This window comes from Vibrio sp. 10N.286.48.B8, assembly GCF_003050085.1.
Taxonomy (GTDB): Bacteria; Pseudomonadota; Gammaproteobacteria; order Enterobacterales; family Vibrionaceae; genus Vibrio; species Vibrio crassostreae.
In genome coordinates, this window is the sequence record NZ_PIGD01000027.1 from 32,214 (window position 1) to 53,454 (window position 21,241).

Sequence of the window (21,241 nt, forward strand, 5' to 3'; positions counted from 1 at the left end):
CAGTGAGCCTCGTTAGTAAAGCGTCGAGTTAAACAGTTGGATCTGAACCGTTTCACCAACTTCAACACGACCGCGTTCGCGCTCTAGTACCACAAAGCAGTTTGCTAGGCTCATTGAGCGGAAAGCGCCAGAGCTTTGGTTACCTGTAGTTTCTACGACAAACTGACCGTTTTCAATCGAGTAGATGCCACGCTGGTAATCAGTACGGCCTGGGCCTTTTTTGAATGCAGACTTGGTGATAGCAGGAATAGATTCTGGCGCTGTCCACGCGGTATGACCCGCAAGCTTAGCCAGCATAGGTTGAACCAGTACGTACATCGTCATCATCGCTGATACTGGGTTACCCGGTAGGCCGCAGAACCACGCGTTATCCAACTCACCAAATGCGAACGGTTTACCGGGTTTGATTGCAAGTTTCCAAAAACCGATTTGCCCCAGTTCTTCAAGAATGTCTTTCGTGTAATCAGCTTCGCCAACGCTTACGCCACCAGAAGTCACAACCACGTCTGCTATTTGCTGTGCTTTCTCGAACGTCTCTTTAAGCGTTGCAGGGCAATCTGGGATGATACCTAGGTCGATAGCTTCACAACCAAACGCTTCAATCAGCGGTTTAATGCCGTAGCGGTTGCTGTCGTAGATCTGACCGTCTTCAAGAGGCTGGCCTAATGGTTTTAGTTCATCGCCAGTAGAGAAGAACGCGACTTTCGGCTTGTGTAGTACTGTAACGTGGCTTACACCCAGTGAAGCAATCATTGGAATATCACGAGGTGTTAAACGTTCACCGCGGCTAAGTACGATATCACCCTGCTTGATGTCATCACCAGTAGGACGAATGTTATTGTTCAGCTTGATGTCGTCTTGTTGAATCTCAATGACAGCGTCAGTTTCAACCGTGTTTTCTTGCATGATTACGGCGTCGCATCCTTCCGGGATCTTTGCGCCAGTCATAATGCGAATACAGGTATTTGCTGGCCATTCACCTTCAAAAGGTTGACCTGCAAAAGACTTACCCGCTAAAGGCAGCATTTTACCGTTTTCAAGGTCTGCTAAGCGCAGTGCATAGCCGTCCATTGCTGAGTTGTCAAAAGGAGGTACGAAAATAGGGGAAAGAATATCTTCAGCAAGGACATAACCTAATGCTTCAGCAAGAGGCAGAGATAAAGTCGTTTGGATTGGTTTGATTGGTGATAGCAGCTTGTCTAGTGCTTCTTCAATTGGCATTAAGCCGGGAGCGTCGCAACAGCCCATAATTGAAATCCTTTGGTCGTTATTATTTTGATTTGGTGGTTGGCAGCAGTGATTCAATAATGATCAAATTAATACTATTTACCAACGAAATTGCAGCCACTTTAGCATAGTTTAACCCCCGTAAATAATGACCTCCCTTAAAATATGGGTGTATTTATTCAAAATTCCGAGTATCCTTGTTTGCCATCCAGAAGGGGCAATAAAAGAGGAAGTTCAATGTCAGGTCTTAGCGAATCAGCGAAGTTGGTTAAAGATGCGCTAGCAAGCCGCGGATTAGAGACACCAATGCGTCCTAATCAGGTTAGCCGAGAAGAGAAAAAGGAACGAATCGAACACCATATGCGTGAGATTCTAACTCTCCTTGAACTTGATCTTACAGACGATAGTTTGGAAGAAACACCACAACGTATTGCTAAAATGTACGTGGATGAAATTTTCTCTGGTTTGGATTACGCCAATTTCCCTAAAATTACGGTAATTGAAAACAAGATGGGCGTTCGTGAGATGGTACGTGTAAAAGATATTACCGTGACCAGTACTTGTGAGCACCACTTAGTGACGATTGATGGTAAAACAGCGGTCGCTTATATCCCGCGTGGGAAAATCATCGGCCTTTCAAAGATTAACCGTATTGTTCGATTCTTTGCTCAGCGCCCGCAAGTTCAAGAGCGCATGACACAGCAGATCCTTGTTGCATTGCAAACGCTATTAGAAACCGATGATGTTGCTGTAACCATGGATGCGGTTCACTACTGCGTGAAATCACGTGGTGTAATGGACGCAACTAGCGAAACAACAACGACAGCATTGGGTGGTATCTTCAGATCAAACCCAGCAACGCGCCACGAATTCTTACACGGCCTGCGTTAATTCGCTTCGTGATTCGATGAGTACGATTTAGCCTCAGCAAATCGGCAACCAAGATTCTAAGCCTCGCTCTCAGCGGGGCTTTTTTGTGCCTGTAATAAAGTTAACTGCATGACTGCGAATGTTGTCATTACCGAGAGTGAAGAAGGAGCGAGTAAGGAATCTGTTTGTCTCCGCAGTTTTATGACTTTGTATGAGATCCCCGACTCAGTCGTTCCTCCCTCTCGGGGATGACGGAGAATTTCGACGAGTTAATTCAGGTGAATCTTGAGAATACTGGTGAAAGTGTCTACGTGAAACGCACTCAATAAGTTTTGAGCACATACCCCGTTTCCCTAAAGCGAGGGACGAGCGTAGTAGGGAATCTCATGTTCAGGGGTAATAGTGGGAAAAATGGTTGGAAATAGGTGCGCTCTACACAGTGCAAAGCGCAAATTGATTTCAGCTGGTGGAATGCTTAAGTAAGATTAAACAAACGCTTAAAGCGATGAACAAAACCTGATGGTTTGTTCTCAGCTTGATAGAGGTTCAAGCCATCATAAAAGCTGCCCATGAACTCGACTCGAATCTCGTCATCAGTATTTCTCGAAAGGCGAGACAGTAATGTTGCGGTCGCAGCAGCATGATCATTGGCTAGGCTGTAATCCATTCCTAGTCGTCCTTGAATGAACAACCACAAATGCGTGACTAGTTTTAACTGTTGGGCGTTAGAGTTTTGAAACTTGTCGCTATGTTCAGTGCCCACTGTATTATCGAATACATTTTGCATCGCCTCATTCGCTTCTTTATTACTTTCAAAGCGATAGCTTGCATCGATATGTACTTTAGTTAGCAGACCAAGCAACGTCTGACGTGCAGAGTTGTCCGGTTTGTTCTCGCAAGCGTGTTTAAACAGGGCATGATTTTCGTCAATAAAAGACGTTAGCTCTTTCTCAAAACCTGTCGCAATCACAGTTACTGAGTCTAAGCCAGACTCCTTCAAACAAACGTGAAGTCTGGTTTTAGCTTGTTGGTTTGCTTCAAGCTTTTGCTGATTACTGGTTGGAAGCTCAGTCATTACTCTGCAGCTCTTCCCATGTGACTTCTGCTGATTGTGTATCGCTATTAACGAAAGCAGAGTTGCCTGTCAGCATGACAGAAAGATCCATCGTGCGTTGTGTCATCGCTGCAAGCTGCTCAATACCATCGTTGTCTAGACGAACGATTTGAGCTTTTAGATAACCGAATTTGCCTTTGTTCTGTTCCCACCAAACATTTGATTTAGTGTTGAAGCTGAATACGCGAACTGATTTCGATAGACGAGTTGCCTTCTTAACACGCTCTGGATCGGGTTCGCCGACATCAACCCATTCTAGGATTTGATCATCTAACGACTTCTGCCATAAATCGGGTTCTTCAATGCTAGACAACCCTTTGGTGAACTCAAGTTCAGGAGAGGCATTGATACAGAAAGCCATGATTCGAGCCATCATTCGCTGTTCTGTTTCCGAAGGGTGTTGTGCAACCGTTAGATTAAAAGAGTCGTAATAGTCGCGATTCATATCAGTTAAAGAGATACGAAACTTATAGATTGTGGGTTTGAGAGCCATGTGGTGTAAGGGTTCCAATCGAATGAGGAGTACTATAGGTGTACCAATGAGTTTTTTGAAATCACAGCCTATAGATAAGTTGTGCCTAGTATAAACGAAGTAGAGCAGTTAGCTAGCAAGATGAGGCCTTCGGTACACCTCAATTATTTTAAGTACTCATGGTGAACTAACAAGAAAGGGATCACATGGCAGTAAGGCGTACTTCGTCAATCAAGTCTTGGGCTGAAAGTAGCACTTCGGATTCTTCGGTACTTAGTGGCGCGTTTGCTTGTTGCAGCGCACAAGTAATCAAATTTTAGAAAGAAGCCATAGAGTAACGGAGTGATGCAACCGAATGAATGTTGGCATTATCGATTAGAAGAGCAGGGGTAGAAGAGTACCTAAATATTACGTGAATGCGCTGAAGCTTAAATCTACCTTGGCGAGAATAGAAAATTAAACCCAAATCAACTCATTGAATGAGTTAGTTTGGGTTTTATTCGTTGCTACATTAGTTTCAGTAGAGGTTATATTGAGGTTTCTAGTAACACATCTATTGGATCCAGTTCCGACAGTTCAGCTGACCTCCACCAACCGCCCCCTTCAACCAACACAGACTTATCCTTAAATTGAGTCATGAACTGGAAATAAGATACGAATGTATTCTCTACATCAGCATTTACTGAAGGAGAAAACTCCCCCCAACCTCCTTTGGTTCCTTCATCGGTAATAGCTAAGAAAGATTTCCAAGCTGGTTTTAACGCGGTTATGTCATTATTAACGAGGGTACTTGATCGTTGGGTAATATCACCACCATCAAGCGCAGCTCCCCAAGCAATTGCAGTTCCGTCATCAAGCAGCGCAGCAAATGCTCCACTGTCATAAGCACTACCTGTATTTAATTTAGTGGCGTAAATTTCTTTTGCATTAGTTATAGCTGGAGCTGCTCCAAATACCCCCCAACTCACAACCTCTCCATTTTTCTTCAGCGCTGTAAAAGCTTTAAGGCTCGCAACGATATTTGTCACTCCACCAGTAAAGTCTGCGGAACTACTATCACCACCATAAGGTGTGTTACCCCATGTCACCACGCTATCATCATTTTTGATTGCTGCAAAAGCAAAGCGACTAGCGACGATGGTTTTAACCCCACCTGTAAAATCGACACCAGAGGAATCAGAGCCTAGCCCTAAGCCATTTGAAGGATAGTCAAGTTTTGAATATCCCCAAGCAACTACTGAACCATCATTTTTTAATGCAGCAAATGCGGCTTCATTGGAAAATACATCTTTAATATCATTGTTATCAGCATCGTTGATACTGCCAATATCAGATAGCCCCCATGAAAACACTTTGCCGTCTTTTCTGAGTGCAGTGAAAGAGTAATCGCCAGCAACGACCTTTGTGATGTCATATAACTCTGGAGCTATCAATGCGGGGATGACTCCACCATATGAGTCAGTACCAAACGTAACCACCTCACCTGTAGATTTCAGAGCAGCAGCTGCTGCTCTGTTTCCAACAACTGAAACAACATCTGCATCAATACCTGTTACACCGTAAGAGCTAATATACGGGCCTGAGTATATTAATTTGCCCGTTTCAGTAATCGCGTAATTGTACCAATCCCATGCTGTGCCAATTTTTACAAACTTATCGTTAATATCTAATAGGTCACCGTCATGATTGTTATCATATACACCTAGTCGAACTAGGTCACCGGTATTGAGTAAGCCCCAGAATCCACCGTATGTACCTAAAGCATCAACCAAGAATCTGCGTTTATATGTATTGTGTTCAACTACACTATACGCTTGCCCACTTGTTGAAAATGCTTGGGCAGAAAGCTGTATTTCAGCTCCCACTTCGGACTCGAGAATACTAATTACCCCTCCTTCGATTGCTCGGTCCTCTACAGGTTGACCGTTTACGGTGATAGTGTCACCAAAGGTTCCATTCTTGTTAGTGTCTACTGTCCATTTGTAAACTGTTTTGGATGCATCACAATCGCCACAAACCGAAGAAGCACTAATCGAATTACCAGCAGCCAACTCATCGGATTTAGACAAACTAGTGATTATTGGTTGTTGGACAACTGTGACTTTCGTGCTGCACACCTCAAGACCAACTGTATTTTCAGTACCAATCGCAATAGGTATTACACAAAACTGGATCTCTTTGCCATCTAAGCTCGCATCAATAGTTATAGGTGTTGATACCCCCAACTGATTTCCTAAACCATCTAACCAACGATAAGTGCTAACGCCTTCAGCACGCGTTGGAGTATTTGGATCCGAAAACGTATATTGACCAGTAAGAGTTTCACCTACAGCAACAGAACCATTAATCGCGACCCCTAATGCTTCAGGCTTTATATACGAAACATCACCACCGTCACCATTGCCTTGTATATTACCTTGTGATGGTAAGCCACTGTTTTCCCCACCACACCCAGCCAATAATGCTAGGCTAAAAACATAGAAAGAAAATTTATTCATGTTCTGCCTCAATAGAAAAAGATGGAGAAATAATGTCAACTCTACGATTCATTGCGCGACCTTCAATAGTACTGTTATCAGCTATTGGTGATGACTCTCCCATTCCTTTAACTTGAATGCGATTATCTGACACCAGTTTACTCTTAAAATAATTAGAAACACTTTGAGCTCGTCTCATCGATAGGGCCTGGTTATAAGTCTCAGAACCAACAGAATCGGTGTGACCAATAATAGTAAGCTCTGATTGCTCATTATTTTTAAGGCGTTCTAAAATCGTTTGAAGGTATTTTTCAGCATCAGTTGATAGTTCTGAGCTATCAAAAGCAAAAAGAGTATTACCACTAAACTCGTCAAAAGTTATTACTTTCTCTTCAATAACCTTTATTGGTACGGGGGCTACAGGTTCAGTTATGGTTTCTTCTTCTCCGGCTCCAAATGAATAGGTTAAACCCAAGGTAAGAAAGTTTATATTGGATCCCCCGGTATCCTTGCCACCGACATTATCGAACCACTGATACTCTATTCGAGTCCCCCAATTCCGAGTTAAACGATACTCCAGCCCAGTTCCAAGCATTAATGAAATATCTTTATCTTTTGCGTTCACGGTGTAGTTTAATTCTTTTCCGGTCTTGTCTGCTTGCCAGCCAAGAGCTCCGATTTTTCCGAAAATACTAAGATTTTCTGTTAGGTTAAAATCAGGTTTAAGTCCAAGTTCGATACCTTGAACCTTCGCACTATAAGGCGCTTTAACTGATGGATCATTGAGGCTAGGGTATACCGCTTCAGCTTCACCAAAATAATCATATCCCCCCTCTATAGCTAGCCAGTCATTGATCTTGTAGCCAAGATAGATACCGGCACCTAATTCATCTTGATCACATTCCAAACGGTGCGACTCACAGCCATTGGAGAAATGGGTCCAACCAGTTTTACCTCCTAAGTAGAAGTCGCTATTCGCCGTAGCATTGTATGTAATGCATGAAGCGAACACACAGAACGCAATTTGTCTTATTACCATCAGCTACCACCTTGTAACGCAAATGTTATTAACTTTGTTTTTTTAAATAAGCACTAATCGCCAATTTTCTATAGCGTATCACAGTTACATATGCATATTCGAGCGGCTATGGATTGAGCATATATTAAGAACTTCCTAAAAATAACAAATATTTAACAATGATGGTTGATGCTCCCTTTTTTACTTAACTCTGAACGACACTTAAACTTGAACGTAAAGTAGACATTTCTAACTGATAAAACCAAAGATAACCTTTATTTCAAAAGGTTATCTTTTACGGTTATTCGTTCTGTATAATTTATTGTTTAAATTGAAGAAAGCAAAGCCCCCATCACTTAACTCTTATCCAACACAACCCATATTCCATAAACGAATCATTAATCAGTTATTGATAACAAAAAAGTCTAGAACTTTTTCCAATTAAAGTAATGTAATATTGAACCGTAGAAAAATAATACCTATAAACCAGAACTAACAAATTACAATCAATTAATTTAATACATGAGTTATGGTTCTACATTCCCAATAATGATAAATATTATTTTAATGCCTTATTTAGAGGTCACTATATTAGATCTACATCTTTTATGTTTTTTCTAATTACACCATTAATATGCAACTATTGGTATATTGATGTGTAAATATTCGGCAGGAAAATATTACATGGCTGTAAGCAACACTTCTGACTCTTCATTATTTAATGTGGAATTAGACTGGCGTAGTACGTATAAGTAATCGAACTTTACAAAGAAGTCGTAAAGCAAAGGCATGATATTAGGGTTTACTGTTGATATATATTGCTCAATACTCTCGTTTGGTAAACAAGCGTACTCTTTACCTCCAAGAGCCTTAACGATAGCCACTCGAACGAATCGAAAAAACGGATCTAGCTCTGGTGGGTTAACAACCATATATACTCCTCCCTCCTTTAAGCTTCATTTTTTAACAAAGCTTGTAAGAACTACAATCACCGTTGCTTGCAACATCGAGCCAGTTAACAGCTAATAAGCCTTTCCTAATGCTTCCCTGACAAGTTCTATAGATTAAAAGCTTGTCGCCATATTCCCCACATCTAAGTTCAAGTCAGTTCCCTTTTCGCTCTTAGCTTTTTCAATTGCGACTGGTTTGTCTGACTTGATGGTCAATGACACTTCAGATTTGCTTTTCACGGTTTGGTTGCCCAGAGGGCTATACGCAGTGCTTTGCTTAATAGGCTGAACCCCTCCAACTTGATAAGCGTGGTATCCTTGCTCGGTTTGGGTTCGCTCAGTTTTATTTTGGGTTTCATTGGTCGTAATGCCAAGCGTCGCGCTCTTATCTTCAATACGGTTGAGTTTAGCGGCTAAGTTATCGACTTCTTGGCCAGCTTCATCAGTTTGAATTTTCCAACCATCAGGGATGAGTGCATCTGGCAGTTTGTTTATTAGCGCTTTGAATTTATCCCATAACCAGCCAATGCCGTCACCAATCCATTTAATGACTTTGTCTAAGCCAATGAACTTATCGATTAAATAAGTGAGCGCGATTACTGCAGCGGCAACCGCGGCCACCATAAGCCCGATTGGGTTTGCCAGAACAGCCGCATTCAAAGCAATCAACGCCACTTTCAAAATGGCGACCGTCGCCAGAATCCCTTTGAAGTTTTGCGCTAACCAAATAAGCCCTTTACCTAGCAGTTCAAAGCCTTGATAAAGACCGTCCACGGTTTGGATTAGCTTTTCGATAAAATCGGTTCGCCAGGCTGCGTTCTTAAATTTCTCAGAAAACTGGGTGAATGCTTTGGTTGCTTTTTCCATGATGGGTGCAAGTGCTGCAAACTTCATAGAGCGAACGCTTTCTTCGATTTTTTGCAAAGCATCGTTGTAGGCTTCCGCTTTCGCCGCATCTTCTGCCGTCGCACCGCCGCCCAATGCATTGAGCTCTTTTCTTGCTGCCGTTAATCCTTCGGTGCCTTCACGCAACATGATCAACATTTTGCGACCGTCTTGTCCAAAGGCCGCATCGGCAAAGGCCATTTGCTCTTGCGGCGTTTCAAGCTGAGAGAACTCTTCAAGGAGCATCTCATAAGCCTGCTTAGTGTCTTTTGCTCCCTGTAAGTCTTTATGCAGCGCGTTCTCACTCTTCTTGAGGTAAGAGCCTAACGCACCTGAGCCCGTTTGTTGCAACACGCCAAGTCGCTTGGTAAAGCGAAGCATGGAGTTAGACAGTGCGTCAGAGCTTACCCCCGCATGTTCAGCTTGGGACTGCATGGCTTGGAGTTCTTGAATGGGTAGAGTTAGGGTCGCCGATGTCTTTGCCAGGTTGTCCATTTCACCTGCAGCGCCATTCACTTGTGTTACTAACCCAGCAAAGCTCAAACCACTTAAAAGCGCGGCGCCTTTTCCTGCCGCTGCAGCGCCGACCTTGGGAAATTTGAGCGAACGGTTCAGCTTTTGAATCGGGCTCATGACTCTTTGTAAGGTGGTATAACGCTTACTAAGCCTGCCAATTTCCTTACCGTGTTTCTTATAACTTCGATTCAGTCGGTCGTATTCATCATCGAGATTCCCCGTATTCACACCTGTCTTTTTTAACTGGGTATCGAGTTTCTCTAAGTGGGATTTATACCCCTCTTGCTCAGTGTTCAGTTTGCTCAGCTTAGCTTGCTGCTTTGTGATTTTCTCCGTTAGGGCCGCACTTGGGGATTCAACGCCTACCGCTTTTACTTTTAACTCTTCAAGTTTTTCGCTGACCGCAGCAACTGCAATGGCGTTCTTGTCCATCGCTTTTCGTGACGTTTTGAAAGAGTCAATCATCCCCATAGCAGCAGAGTCATCAGCCTGTGTCTTCTGTACCTTTTTGATGGACTTGGCGTAATAGTCACTCTCGCCACTCATCCCTTTGAGAACGGCTGACGTTTTGTCTTTCATATCCATGAGAACAGACAGTTTCATTTTCATTCTGGATAGCCTTTTGTTGATACAAAAAAAGAGAGCTTATTCGCTCTCTTGTGGTGTTTGTTCGTGCCTCTCTCGGGCAAGCTCTCGAAACAGTAATAGATCGTCGTAGCTGAGTTTGTCTATTTCGCTTGGCGGCCAATGGAACACAAGGGCGATATCTGCGTAATAGTCTTCAACTCGATCGATTACTATTCCGTCGCGACGAAAAAAGAGGCAAGCGTCGTGAGCAAAGGCGCCCAGTTCTCTGGGGGCATGTTGATAATGTCACGCTCGTTCAAGCAAGAGATTCGAGGTAATAGGGTTTGTCCTGCTTCAAACTTCATTCCGCACACATCTATCAAGCTTAATCCGCGCAAATGCCCAGAGTGTGGCTTGCTGATATCAATATGCGTCAGCGCTTTACCATCTTTTTCAATAGGCGAGGCTAATTCAGCGACCTTGACTTGCGATTCGTCTTTAATGGGGTTGGTCATAACCAAGCTCCTTTTGTAATGCTTCTAGTCTCTTCTTCACGCCGCCTTTGTTTGGATCTAGCTTCATCACTAGCTCAAACAGATTATGCGCTTTTTCTTTTTCGCCAGCTTCAAAGTACCAGTCACCGACTAAGCGGAACATCTTCACTTTGAGTGGGGCGTTGGTAGCTAGTTCGCCAGCCAGTAAATCACTCACGGCTTTGAGCAGGTATTCACGCTTGTACGCTTTCTTTTCAGTGTGCGCTTTGTGCGTGTACTTAAAGACGTAATCACAAAAGCCTGTTTGACCGTTCACTTTAAAGTTAGCCGGTGTTTCTAATCCGCCATCAATGGCCGCTCGAAAGTCATCGTGGATCTCTTCAAACTGGCCAAGGTCAAAGTGCCACATATAAAAGCACCACATCACATCGAGGTTGCCGTAGTCGCCTTTGTGGGTGTCCAGTAGCTTTTCAACCAATGGGCGGTACTTGTTAATGAGTTCTTGTTTGTACGGGTCTTTCTCTTTTGAACCAGACAAGGTGCGCAAGTAGCTTTGGTCTTGTTTAAACACAAGTTGTGTTTCTTCCCAGGGCTTATCAGCAAAAGCGGTGCGAACGGCTTGGCTTACTGTTGACTCGTTCATTACGTCAACACTGTCGATAGCTTCAACCGGTTCTGGCTTTGCCTTCTGAGCCTCTCGTTTCATCAGTATGGATAACATGTTCTTTCTCCTTACTGCGGGATGAGTTCGTCACCGTTGAAGAGCACTTCAAGCTGACCATCTTTTATCGCAACCGTAAGCGGGTCGACTGTCCATGCGCCTTTCAAGGTGTAAGCGCGGTTCGTGTTCGTTTCTAAAGTGATGTCTTCACCCACAAAATCTGCAATGGCTTTTTCATCGGTGTCTTGAGCGTGGATGATGGTGCATTTAATAAAAGGCGCATCCGAGAATTGCTCAGAGAAACCCAAAGGGCCATCGTCACCCATTATGGTTTCGCGCTTCATGTTGCCAAGACCATATTCCGCCCCTTCTTTGATGGGAAGGCGCCCCAGTGAGCCGGCGTTAAGGACAGCACGGCTAGTAATTTTTGTTCCCATGACTTACTTCCTAAATTGAATTTTACCTGCAACGATAATCAAACCGTTCACGAACTGCGGTGAATCTTGGTAGTTGACGCGCTGCTTGTTGGTTTCATCGAGCTCGACAATGAGCGACTTTTTGTAGCCATCGAAATCTTGCACGATGCCTTGGTATTCCAAATCTCGATACAAGGTCAACAGCTTGGCTTTGAACATGGTCGGCGTCACAATCGGCTGACCTTTGGCAAACTTGGTACCGTCTTTCGCTACCTTATGGCGAGGGTAGACACTTAAGATCAACGAGCGCTGTTTCTGACGAAAATACATGGCGGTTGCCGGCGTCATGACATCGAGGTAACTGTTGTCTGTTACGCCAGCTGCGTTTTCGGTGTAAGCCGTCACTGCACGTTCAATTAACACTTCATTCGCTGAGTTCACCGTGTAGGTACTTAACCCTTCATACAAAAAGAGGTTACGTTCAGCCCAGTCCCATTCTTGTGCTGCCAATGAGTAAACACCGTTTAACTTGAGCGTTTGCAGGGGTCTGCAAGGGTCGATGGCCAATGACGGGGCGATTTGACCAACCCATGCGCCAATTGCTGCCGCGTCAGACAGTGGCGCTTCTGCAGAGTCACCCAAGTTATTGATGGGCAGAAAGTTGATTAACGCGCAGTTGCTTGTTGGTGCAAAGGTGATGAGCTCTGCGTGTGTGCCTTTCTTGGGTAGATACGCGATGCCTGGTACTTGCTCTAATGCGCCATATCGCTCTTCAAGAAAAGTCCCTAACTCACGAATGGTGGTGCTGTCGTTCAATGAACACATGATGTGGTGATATTGAACATCCCCCAATGCGGCTAAGGCGCTTGCGGTATCACTATCTTCAACACTGACCGCAAAGATAGGCATGGTTTTATCTTGCTTACGGAAATAGGTGATCATCTCCACTATGTCGCTATTGGCACCAAACGAAGCTGCAGCAATCGTCTCATCCATACAAAGCGTGACTTTGTTTGGTGCGACTGTGGCATCACTAACCGCGTTACCGATCGCCAAGATAACTTGCAAGTCTTCTGCGCTGTTTGCCAGGCTATTGTCAATTTCAATGTAGACACCGGGAACGCGAGCGGTGCTTGGTACTTCAGCAAAACCAATACTCATTATTTAGTTTCCTTTTTGGCTGTGGGCTTGGCTGTTTTATCGATGACCACGATACTTTTTTCAGCAAGTCGACGTAGCCAGTAAGCGTTACGAGGTTTATCTTCACCTGCCGCTTTCAGTGGCTCTCGGGTTATTGGGTCTTTCACGATCAAACTTGTTTTCGCTGGCTTAATCTTGAAAGTGGGTAGCGCCGTTTTCTCTACTTCTTGTTTATCCATTACGCTGCATCCTCTAGTGCAAAGTGTTCCGCTGCCATGGCGAGTAACTCTCGCTCTAGAGCAGGTGTCCAACCAATGAAGGTTCGTTTGGGCATTTGGTAATTGCGCTTGGTTTTCACGCCACCTGTCCATTGACCTGTTTTAGTGTTGTAGTGACCATTAACACGTGTCGTAAATGACACTTGAGCGCCTTGGTTGTGCTCTTGGCCAATGCGACCTGCGACGCCTTTTAGGCCAACCTCAAAGCTCTCTCCTGTAACGTGAGTTCTTAACGCCTTACCAAAACCGAGCAACATGTTTTTATTGTTCACGGTGCTCTGCGCTTTCGTGCCATCCCATAGTTGGGTTGTCTTTCGCCGCGTTCGGCTTTGGTACGGGTTGTTGTCTATATCTCGCTGAGCACGAATTTGCTGACGAAAAAACTGCCTTGCACGGTTGGCCATGCGTTTATTCAGCTCAAACTTATCACTGGCCGTCAGCACTAAACTTTCCACAACTTGAGTCAATTGCTCAGGCGTCGCGAGTGTTAATTCACTCATGGCAAATCATCTAAGTGGCCGACAAAGTAGACCAATTCACCGAGTTGGTCTTCATCGGCTCGCGCTTCAAAACCACTGATACATTCATAACGGGTATCACCTTGCTTCCAATTACCTTGTTCGTTTTCTTGAAGGTCGAACTCTTCACGAATATCAATTTTCAGCTTGAGATCAAACGCACCTTTATCGAGAGGCTCTAGGGCGAACGTCGGCATAGGCAAGCCTTTTTCCGCTCGCTCTGGGTCATATTTGTTGAGCCAGCTGACTAATTGCATAAACAATACTTGCGGCTCTAATTTGGCGCTTTGTAAGAAAACGATGGCGGTATACTCAATTTCAAACCCATCGACATCCACACCCTGACCACAAAATAAGGCGCCATCCTCCGCCCACACATCCATTTTGGCCGCATCGGTTACATGGCTTTTGAATAGGTCAGTTAAACTTTGCAGTGCTTTCATTACACCCTCTCAAAGCAGTAGGTTTCTTCAGCGTGAATCAAGATGTCTATGGCTTGGCGGTACTGCACTTCGCACTCTTCTTTCTTACTGGTGAGCGCTTCTTGTCTGTCTGCCGCTTCGGCGGTAGCGTCACCACTCATTTGCACACTGATTAGTTGAGCAGCGGTCAGTGCAAATACGGCTTGCTTGTAAAGTGTTTTGGCTGAGCCATCACCAAAACGTTCTTGAGATAACTCCGCCAAACTAGCAAAAGGCACTAAGGTGTCTTTAAGCTCAGAATGCACCTTAATGCGTGACACCGTAGCGTGGTGCAGAATGCCTGCCTCTGTTTCATTGCTTTGGAAATGGAACAGAGACTGAAACTCTGAAATTTTCAGGGCTGGATATTTGTCCGAGGCTGGCAACTCTGATTCATACCGTTCGTTTTTATCACCGACAAATTCCATGATGTATCCTTACAGGGTTAGGGAATGCAGGCCGACAATCGCGAATAACAGTTAGCACCAAAGCGCACCTGAAACAGCAATAGAGCCTGCATTGAGGGGGTGTTAGTTTGTAATGGTTGGCTTAATGCCAAGCCTCGTTAATCCAAAGCTTCACGTTTTTGAATTCAATGGCTGCAGCTTTGCCAATCTCTTCGATCACGTAAGCCATGTTCATCGACTCAAAGTTTTCAATTTGGTCTTTTTCGTCGTTCTTCTTACCTGTAGAGCGGCGAACTGAACCTTCTTGAATGTAGATGGATAGGTTGTCGTAACTGGTCACCATGATGCCCGTTGAAGGGAAGCCTGGTACTTTCACTGCAGGCAGACCGCCATAAGTACCGATGACTTGCAGCTCTTGAATTTTGCCTTTTTCGCTTGGCGTATTACCGTGCGCTTCGTAGAACTTGGCCTTGTCATAAGCAAGCAAGTCAGAGCCGATGATGGCCACAAGGTTTGAGTCATTTTCACAGGCATCATGCAGTAGGTTTTTCGTTTCAAGCACGGCTAGGTCTAGGTTGATGAAGTCACCACCTTCACCGATACGAATTTCACCATCCGCTTTTTGTCCCGTGGTGATTAAGCGATCTTCGTTATGATCACGCATGGCTTGGAACCAGCCTTTGTTCACATCTTCACCGTTCGGGTTGGCGCTAGCATCGGTATTTTTAGCGACACTTACGCCATACCAACCAATGGTGATTTTATTGGCGTCAATCTGCTCTCGGGTTGCTTTACTGATCAAGGTGTTGAAGTTCTTATGGTGCGCCCACGCGTCCAGTTTTGCGTAACGAAGCGCGGTATCAAAGTTCGTTTGCTCACACATGTAAGGCATCGCCCCCATGCTAGAGTGATCTTTCGGTGTACGTTTGCCTGAGCCTGACGTATCGGTACGACTGGCAATCATGCCTGTAGCGCCAAGACCAATGGATTCACCTTTTTGGTTTTTCACTGAGATGATGTTGATTTTGCCTAGGAACCAGTTGCTTTCACGGATAGCCGCGATAATGCGCTGAGTACCATTCGGGCTCACGTTAAACTTCTCTGTTGCATCATCCACATCGTTTTGCGCTGCCACGGCTTTCACGTAGGCGCTGAGTTTTGTTTTGGTCTGCTTTTGCATGTTCTTACCTAATTCAATTCGTTATGGGTTGAAGACGTGTCGAAGCCTATAAGTAACGCTCTTCGTCATTACCTTCGCCAGCTAACTTGCGCTGCTCTTCATCGGTCAATTTGCTGAACTTTTCAATTTGGCCTGTTAGGTTTTCTACCTGTGAAGACAGAGTCTCTACCTGGTCTTTTAGTTCGGTGACATCCGTACTTTCTTTAGGCTCACCAGGTTGCTCCGGCGGCTTACCATTGGTGTTCAGCTTTTCAACTTGCTCATTTAACTGGCTGAGTTGTTGCTGATTTTCTTTACCTTGCTCAATGCTTTGCTTGAGTAGCTCTTCAAGTTCTTTACTCATGTCGTCTTCTTCCTGTTGTTGTGAGAGCTGCTCAAGTTCACCTTCGCCCTTAAGCCAGCGTTTAAATGTATGGAACATCGAGGCTTCTTCCTCGGTGTCTTTCGAGAGTTGCTCTGGGGTAATTTGAAAGCTCGTTGGGACGCACGCTTTATCTTTGTTGTTGGCAGACAGTTGAATCTGCGTGGTACCCAACGATGCAGGCTCATCGGTAAGGGCCAATCCGGTCAGGTAGGCTTTCCCTGTATCTGCAAACTTTTCATAGAACTCACATGAGGTATGTAAAAGCTGTCCTTGCTCAGCCATACGCAAAAGCATTGAATTTGGTTTCAGTACTGCGAATAGCTTGTCTTCTTTCTTTTCGACAGAGAGGACAGAGCCGTACTTGTTACTCCAGGGGTAATGGTCTGCATTAATTCGAGCTGTATAGATGTCTGGGTTGTAAGTTTCTGCAATCTCATCAATGATTTTTTGCTCAATGACTCGACCATCAATGGTTGCTCCTGCCTGTAAAATACAAATTAGCTCTGATTGGAACATGCCTAAACTCTCCTAAATTCGATGATTCCAATTTACCCAATGCCTCCGCCTTTTTGTATTTGTCCTAGTTCTAAACACTTGATATAGAAATCGTTCAAGCTGAGTAATCACAAGCGCTGTAGCACTATGCAAACATGGAAAATAATGTTGTTAGCGAACCGCTCTATACCGCCGACCAAACGAAAGCTTTGGGATTGTTTTTACGCCAACGTAAGCCTGCTGAAATTGCAGAATCAGTTAGTGTGGCCACTCGCACGGTTCAAAAATGGATAACTCAGTTTGATTGGAAAACGCTGAGGGATGACGCGCCCGTCGAATTAATGATGAGACAGCGCATTGCTTACTTGATGTGGGTTGACCAAAAACTTGAGAGCCAAGAGCGTGAGCTCAAGATGTTGCTCGAACAGCAATTTAAACGTGATGACGCTGAGCAAAGGCGCAACCGACCAGCTGGCCGAAACGATGGCGAGCAAAAGCGTGGTCGTAAGCCAAATAAGACGAAGAACGATGTGTCCCACATAACCAAAGAGATGTTGGACGAATATCGCGAGAAAACCTTCTTCGAATACCAAAAGGACATTCACGGCCATAAGCAAAACGATGAGATCAATGAAGTGCGCTTTTATCTTAAGTCGCGTCAAATTGGTCTTACGTTCTATTTTGCCTTTGAAGCGTTTGAAGATGCGGTGCTGACTGGCGACAACCAGGTGTTTATCTCTGCGTCGAAAAAGCAGTCTTACATCTTCAAAAACTACATTCGTAAGTTTGCGCTAGAGATTGGCGACGTTGACCTAAAAGGTAAGGACGACATCGAGCTCAGCAACGGCGCAAACCTTGGTTTTATGTCCACCAACGTGGCGACCTCTCAAGGCTTTAACGGCCACATGTATTGGGATGAGGTGTTCTGGATCCCAGGCTTTGCGGATTTGGATAATTACGCGGGCGGTATGTCGATGCAATCACAGTTTCGCACCACTTACATTTCAACCCCTTCCACCATGGCCCATGAAGCCTACCCGAAATGGCAGGGCAAGAAAGAGCACGGCATTGATATTAGCCACAAGGCGCTAAAAGCCGGCGCTTTGGGTGTGGACTTTATCTTCCGTCAAATGATCACGGTGGATGATGCGATTAAGAAAGGCGCGACCTTCTTCAACATGGATAAGCTCAAGCGTAAATATCCAGTTAAAGAGATCTTCGACAACCTATTGCGTTGTAAGTTTTTGGACGACAGCGCTTCATTCTTCTCACTTAAGGCGCTACTGGCCTGTAAGGCAGACAGTTCACTTTGGAAAGATGTCGACCACGAGAAAGCAAGGCCAGTGGGTAACGCAGAGGTTTTGGTCGGTTATGACCCTAGAGGTGGCGGAACGGGTGAAAGCTCGGATGATGCAGGCTTAGTGGTGGCGTTAAAGCCTAAACGTAAAGGCGGAATTTTCCGATTCATCGAAAGGGTTCGCCTTAAAGGCTCCAGCTATGAGCAACAAGCCGATACCATTCGCGGCATTACCGAGAAATATAATGTGGTGTACATGGCAATGGACACCAGTGGCGTAGGCTCGGCTACCGCTGAGCTGGTTCGTAAGTTTTACCCAGCTCTAGTCGAGCTGGATTACTCACCCGAAGTGAAACGATTGATGGCCTATAAGTCGAGAGAAATCATTAACAGCGGCCGCTTACAGTTTGAAGCGGAATGGGATGATCTCGTTCACTCGTTCTTAATGATTCGCCAGCAGACCACTAAGGTGAGTAACCAAATTACCTTTGTTTCCAACCGCAGCAAAATTGGCTCTCATGCGGATTTAGCCTGGGCTTCGATGCATGTGATGCGTTGGGAGCCGATTGATATAAACAATGACACCAACACCAGTGTCGAGTTCTTCTAGCCTAATTATTGGAGAGGCCAAGTGATAGAGATTGAATTTTCTAACCCCGTGAGCGTGATGAACAGCGACATTCTCAGCTATTTAGAAGTGGCGTTGGTTGATGGTTTATACGAACCGCCGGTTGCACTCGATACATTAGCCAAGGCACTGCGCACGAACCCGATGCATTCGAGTGCGATTGAGTTTAAGCGCAATACGTTAATGCATGCCATTGCGCTGAGTGGATTACTCTCACGCCAAGATGCAAAGCGCTTTATTCAAGACTACCTCACTTTTGGTGGTGCTCACCTGCAGGTGATTCGTGATTATAGAGGTTTAGGCGAAGTCGTTAAGCTTAAGCACTTACCGACACTTTACATGCGTAGGCGTGAAGACTTGGGTTGGTCGTATAAGCCAAGAGCTTACGATGATGATGGGCGTATCGACTACAAACATAACCAAGTGTTCTATTTAGGAGATTATGACGTTGCTCAAGAGCTGTATGGCTTACCGAGCCACATTAGCTCTTTGACCTCTATTTGGCTGAACGATGATGCCACCTTGTTTCGTCGTCAGTACTACCGTAACGGTAACCATGCCGGTTACTTGCTGTATATGAACGAGCCAACCATGACAGAAAAACAAGAAAAGGCCATCAAGAAGCAGCTGCAAGCTCAAGAAGGTATGGCATTTAAAAACTTATTTGTGAATGCCAAAGGTAAAGACACCAAAGCCCCAGAGCTCAAGCCAATTGGTCAGGTGGAAGCCAAAGACTCTTACAAAGAAGTGAAGAATCAAACCATGAACGAGGTGCTTTCGGTTCACCGTGTGCCAATTGAGTTGATGAGCATTCGACGCGAGAGTATTACGTCACTCGACTTAAATAAGGTAGATTGGCTGTTCCACAAAAACGAGTTGCTACCACTGATTGATATGATGCAAGAGTTGAATGATGTTGTGGGGCAACCGATCATTACCCCTAAAGAATATAAACGTTTGGATGCGGCTTAGTATTGAGTACTGGTAGGTTTATCTTTATTGCAGCTTGTGTTGAAGCTGCGCTCTTATCCAAGTTTGTAGCGATAAGAGCTTCTGAGCATTTTCAGCACAGGTTTGCAGGTTCGCCACATCTTCCGCTAAGACTTCGGCGTCTCGCTCGTAACCTGTAGCGGCTTTGGCGGCACCATCAGTGACGGTGGAGGGTTGCTGAATACCGATTGCTCGATTATGCGCTCGCACTGATTGGGCGCGGATGTGCATCCAGTCAGGATCATTAACAACGCACTGCTTATCATTGTTCTTTTGAGCATACTTGATCACCTCTTTTTCTATCTCTCGAAACTCAATTCGAATATCTGGCTTTTGGTTCGCGAGCTTCACGGCGAGCTGAAAAGCCTCGTTTTGTTTTTGGTCTACTTTGTCCCATAGGGCATTTTGCGCTTTTAAGGCTTTGGCCTCAGTGGTGGTTACGCCGTAGTCATACGAACAATAAGCGACACCGCTAAGAGCGGCAGCAAAGGCGATGGCTTTAAACAAAGTTAGATATTGGTTTAGCATGATCACCACCCATTCAAACAAACGTGTTGTTCTTTGGTTCGACGTTTAGGAATGCCGGCACAGTTGCTTTGCTTGAGTCGGCAGTCTTTACCATTCACAAACACCCATCTTGGGTACTCGTTACAAGCGCCTTGATGATCACCTTGGTTAAACTTCTTCAGTAAGGTAGAGCGCGTGAAATTACCGGCGCCAAGGTTAAAGACAAAGCTCACCATCATGTCGTATTCGCCCTGGCTAGCGGTTTGGTTGATGTGTTTGTTTACCACTTGTTCGGCAGCTGAGATATCTTCAACAAAATACTCAGCCGCTTGTTGCTCGGTGAAGACCATCTCGGGTGTGACGCCGCTTGTATGCCCAAGCCCCGCAGTCCACACATCGGCACTGCATTGGTAGGGTTTGAGCATGCAACCTTCTTCATTCGCGACATGGCTGAGGCCTTGTTCACTGGTAGTAAGCTCTGAATCAATGGTAAAAACAATGGCAAGAACGGAGGCAACAGAGCACACCACAGTCTGTACTACTTTGGTTTTTATGCTCATGCTGAACCCTCTTTTTTTGAGTTCAAGTTGTCCAACTGCGCTTGGCTGAGTTTCGTTGCAATAGCGTAGTGGCGAATAGCCATGATGCCTGCCCCAATACCGACTGCTACAGACAAAATTTGGAGTGCGTCATTCACGCCAAAACTGATTAGGGTCGCACTAATAGAAGCGAAGATTTTCTTTAGGCCAGTGACATCGAGTAGTGATACGACGAGTGCCTTTGCCTCTGATTCATTCATGGATTTTTCTCTCGTGGCTAGTTGATTCGTTCCCCCATAAGCAGTGTATCTCGTGGAGTTTTAAAGGGGACTGATGGCATTTCTAGTGTCGAGATATAGAAGTTTGGGAAGGTAGAAAGAACAAACCCAGCATTTACGCTGGGTTTTTTTGGGGGGGGCTGATCATTTAGCTAAGCCAATTAAGTGTGGTCTATCGCAATCGGGAAAGTCTTCTTGAAGAACATATTCAACAAGCAGCTTTCTATCACCGAGCAAAGAAAAATAATCGTTTTCGGATAACGTCGGTGTTCGAAGCTCTGAGTATTTATCTTCTATGTTTTTATTAATTTCCACAGCGATGGCATGTTCAGTCAAAACCTGATTGACCTTTGATAATTCGGCCTTTTGCCACTTCTCTTCTGTGTTTCGGTTGTTGGTTATATCGGTCCCTGGTTCGTTCAGTTTATCTACAGGCACTAAAAAACCAAATTGGGTGTCTCTTACATACATGCTTCTATCTCACTCTACACT

Annotated in this window: 25 protein-coding genes; 3 read left to right on the plus strand and 22 right to left on the minus strand. The window is 44.8% G+C overall.

Annotated features, from left to right (window positions below):
* Positions 1-12: 12 nt before the first annotated feature.
* Entirely contained in the window at positions 13-1,248 is a 1,236-nt protein-coding gene (moeA, locus tag CWO08_RS21755; protein WP_048662565.1) for a molybdopterin molybdotransferase MoeA, read from the minus strand.
* Positions 1,249-1,464: 216 nt separating this feature from the next.
* Between moeA and folE the strand changes: the two genes are divergently transcribed.
* Positions 1,465-2,118, plus strand: a complete 654-nt coding sequence (gene folE, locus CWO08_RS21760; protein ID WP_048659985.1) for a GTP cyclohydrolase I FolE — start codon at positions 1,465-1,467, stop codon at positions 2,116-2,118.
* Positions 2,119-2,572: 454 nt separating this feature from the next.
* Here folE and CWO08_RS21765 read toward each other — a convergent pair whose 3' ends face one another.
* From CWO08_RS21765 to CWO08_RS21845, 17 genes are all read right to left on the minus strand, one after another.
* Complete coding sequence (locus tag CWO08_RS21765) at positions 2,573-3,172, minus strand: hypothetical protein (protein ID WP_108021084.1); 600 nt, start codon at positions 3,170-3,172, stop codon at positions 2,573-2,575.
* Positions 3,165-3,704, minus strand: a complete 540-nt coding sequence (locus CWO08_RS21770) for a YaeQ family protein (RefSeq protein ID WP_017631131.1) — start codon at positions 3,702-3,704, stop codon at positions 3,165-3,167. The genes CWO08_RS21765 and CWO08_RS21770 overlap by 8 nt, the downstream gene beginning before the upstream one ends.
* A 506-nt stretch (positions 3,705-4,210) precedes the next feature.
* Positions 4,211-6,181 (minus strand): hypothetical protein, encoded by a 1,971-nt coding sequence (locus CWO08_RS21775; RefSeq protein ID WP_108021085.1) that lies wholly within the window; start codon positions 6,179-6,181, stop codon positions 4,211-4,213.
* On the minus strand, positions 6,174-7,199 hold the full coding sequence (locus tag CWO08_RS21780) for an OmpA family protein (protein WP_108021086.1): 1,026 nt from the start codon (positions 7,197-7,199) through the stop codon (positions 6,174-6,176). The genes CWO08_RS21775 and CWO08_RS21780 overlap by 8 nt, the downstream gene beginning before the upstream one ends.
* A gap of 659 nt (positions 7,200-7,858) precedes the next feature.
* On the minus strand, positions 7,859-8,110 hold the full coding sequence (locus CWO08_RS21785; protein ID WP_108021087.1) for a hypothetical protein: 252 nt from the start codon (positions 8,108-8,110) through the stop codon (positions 7,859-7,861).
* 132 nt (positions 8,111-8,242) lie between these two features.
* Complete coding sequence (locus tag CWO08_RS21790; RefSeq protein ID WP_108021088.1) at positions 8,243-10,138, minus strand: hypothetical protein; 1,896 nt, start codon at positions 10,136-10,138, stop codon at positions 8,243-8,245.
* Between the two features lie 36 nt (positions 10,139-10,174).
* Positions 10,175-10,378, minus strand: coding sequence for a GpE family phage tail protein (locus tag CWO08_RS24400; RefSeq protein ID WP_308822072.1), 204 nt, complete (start codon positions 10,376-10,378; stop codon positions 10,175-10,177).
* Positions 10,327-10,611 (minus strand): phage tail assembly protein, encoded by a 285-nt coding sequence (locus CWO08_RS21800; RefSeq protein ID WP_004737238.1) that lies wholly within the window; start codon positions 10,609-10,611, stop codon positions 10,327-10,329. Before CWO08_RS21800 ends, CWO08_RS24400 begins: the two co-directional genes overlap by 52 nt.
* Positions 10,595-11,311, minus strand: coding sequence for a phage terminase small subunit (gene gpM, locus CWO08_RS21805; protein ID WP_108021089.1), 717 nt, complete (start codon positions 11,309-11,311; stop codon positions 10,595-10,597). Before gpM ends, CWO08_RS21800 begins: the two co-directional genes overlap by 17 nt.
* 11 nt (positions 11,312-11,322) lie before the next feature.
* Entirely contained in the window at positions 11,323-11,688 is a 366-nt protein-coding gene (locus CWO08_RS21810; protein WP_061016063.1) for a phage tail tube protein, read from the minus strand.
* 3 nt (positions 11,689-11,691) lie between these two features.
* Positions 11,692-12,828, minus strand: a complete 1,137-nt coding sequence (locus CWO08_RS21815) for a phage tail sheath subtilisin-like domain-containing protein (protein WP_108021090.1) — start codon at positions 12,826-12,828, stop codon at positions 11,692-11,694.
* Positions 12,828-13,046: a DUF2635 domain-containing protein gene (locus tag CWO08_RS21820; RefSeq protein ID WP_108021091.1), complete on the minus strand. Its 219-nt coding sequence runs from the start codon at positions 13,044-13,046 to the stop codon at positions 12,828-12,830. The genes CWO08_RS21815 and CWO08_RS21820 overlap by 1 nt, the downstream gene beginning before the upstream one ends.
* Positions 13,046-13,585: a phage virion morphogenesis protein gene (locus CWO08_RS21825; protein WP_108021092.1), complete on the minus strand. Its 540-nt coding sequence runs from the start codon at positions 13,583-13,585 to the stop codon at positions 13,046-13,048. Before CWO08_RS21825 ends, CWO08_RS21820 begins: the two co-directional genes overlap by 1 nt.
* The gene (locus CWO08_RS21830; protein WP_108021093.1) at positions 13,582-14,046 is read right to left on the minus strand and encodes a phage tail protein; all 465 of its coding nucleotides are present in this window, start codon (positions 14,044-14,046) and stop codon (positions 13,582-13,584) included. The genes CWO08_RS21825 and CWO08_RS21830 overlap by 4 nt, the downstream gene beginning before the upstream one ends.
* The gene (locus tag CWO08_RS21835; protein ID WP_181360060.1) at positions 14,046-14,492 is read right to left on the minus strand and encodes a head completion/stabilization protein; all 447 of its coding nucleotides are present in this window, start codon (positions 14,490-14,492) and stop codon (positions 14,046-14,048) included. The genes CWO08_RS21830 and CWO08_RS21835 overlap by 1 nt, the downstream gene beginning before the upstream one ends.
* Positions 14,493-14,613: 121 nt before the next feature.
* Positions 14,614-15,651, minus strand: a complete 1,038-nt coding sequence (locus tag CWO08_RS21840) for a phage major capsid protein, P2 family (protein WP_108021095.1) — start codon at positions 15,649-15,651, stop codon at positions 14,614-14,616.
* Between the two features lie 46 nt (positions 15,652-15,697).
* The gene (locus CWO08_RS21845) at positions 15,698-16,531 is read right to left on the minus strand and encodes a GPO family capsid scaffolding protein (protein ID WP_108021096.1); all 834 of its coding nucleotides are present in this window, start codon (positions 16,529-16,531) and stop codon (positions 15,698-15,700) included.
* 134 nt (positions 16,532-16,665) lie between these two features.
* Between CWO08_RS21845 and CWO08_RS21850 the strand changes: the two genes are divergently transcribed.
* Both CWO08_RS21850 and CWO08_RS21855 read left to right on the plus strand, forming a co-directional pair.
* Positions 16,666-18,417: a terminase large subunit domain-containing protein gene (locus tag CWO08_RS21850; RefSeq protein ID WP_108021097.1), complete on the plus strand. Its 1,752-nt coding sequence runs from the start codon at positions 16,666-16,668 to the stop codon at positions 18,415-18,417.
* A 21-nt stretch (positions 18,418-18,438) separates the two neighbouring features.
* Positions 18,439-19,407: a phage portal protein gene (locus CWO08_RS21855; protein WP_108021098.1), complete on the plus strand. Its 969-nt coding sequence runs from the start codon at positions 18,439-18,441 to the stop codon at positions 19,405-19,407.
* A 24-nt stretch (positions 19,408-19,431) separates the two neighbouring features.
* Here the strand turns inward: CWO08_RS21855 and CWO08_RS21860 are convergent, their stop codons facing one another.
* The 4 genes from CWO08_RS21860 to CWO08_RS21875 form a co-directional block, all read right to left on the minus strand.
* The gene (locus CWO08_RS21860) at positions 19,432-19,953 is read right to left on the minus strand and encodes a hypothetical protein (RefSeq protein ID WP_108021110.1); all 522 of its coding nucleotides are present in this window, start codon (positions 19,951-19,953) and stop codon (positions 19,432-19,434) included.
* Positions 19,954-19,955: 2 nt separating this feature from the next.
* Entirely contained in the window at positions 19,956-20,492 is a 537-nt protein-coding gene (locus tag CWO08_RS21865) for a lysozyme (RefSeq protein WP_108021099.1), read from the minus strand.
* Complete coding sequence (locus CWO08_RS21870; RefSeq protein ID WP_108021100.1) at positions 20,489-20,731, minus strand: hypothetical protein; 243 nt, start codon at positions 20,729-20,731, stop codon at positions 20,489-20,491. Before CWO08_RS21870 ends, CWO08_RS21865 begins: the two co-directional genes overlap by 4 nt.
* 162 nt (positions 20,732-20,893) lie before the next feature.
* Entirely contained in the window at positions 20,894-21,220 is a 327-nt protein-coding gene (locus CWO08_RS21875) for a hypothetical protein (RefSeq protein ID WP_108021101.1), read from the minus strand.
* Positions 21,221-21,241 lie beyond the last annotated feature (21 nt).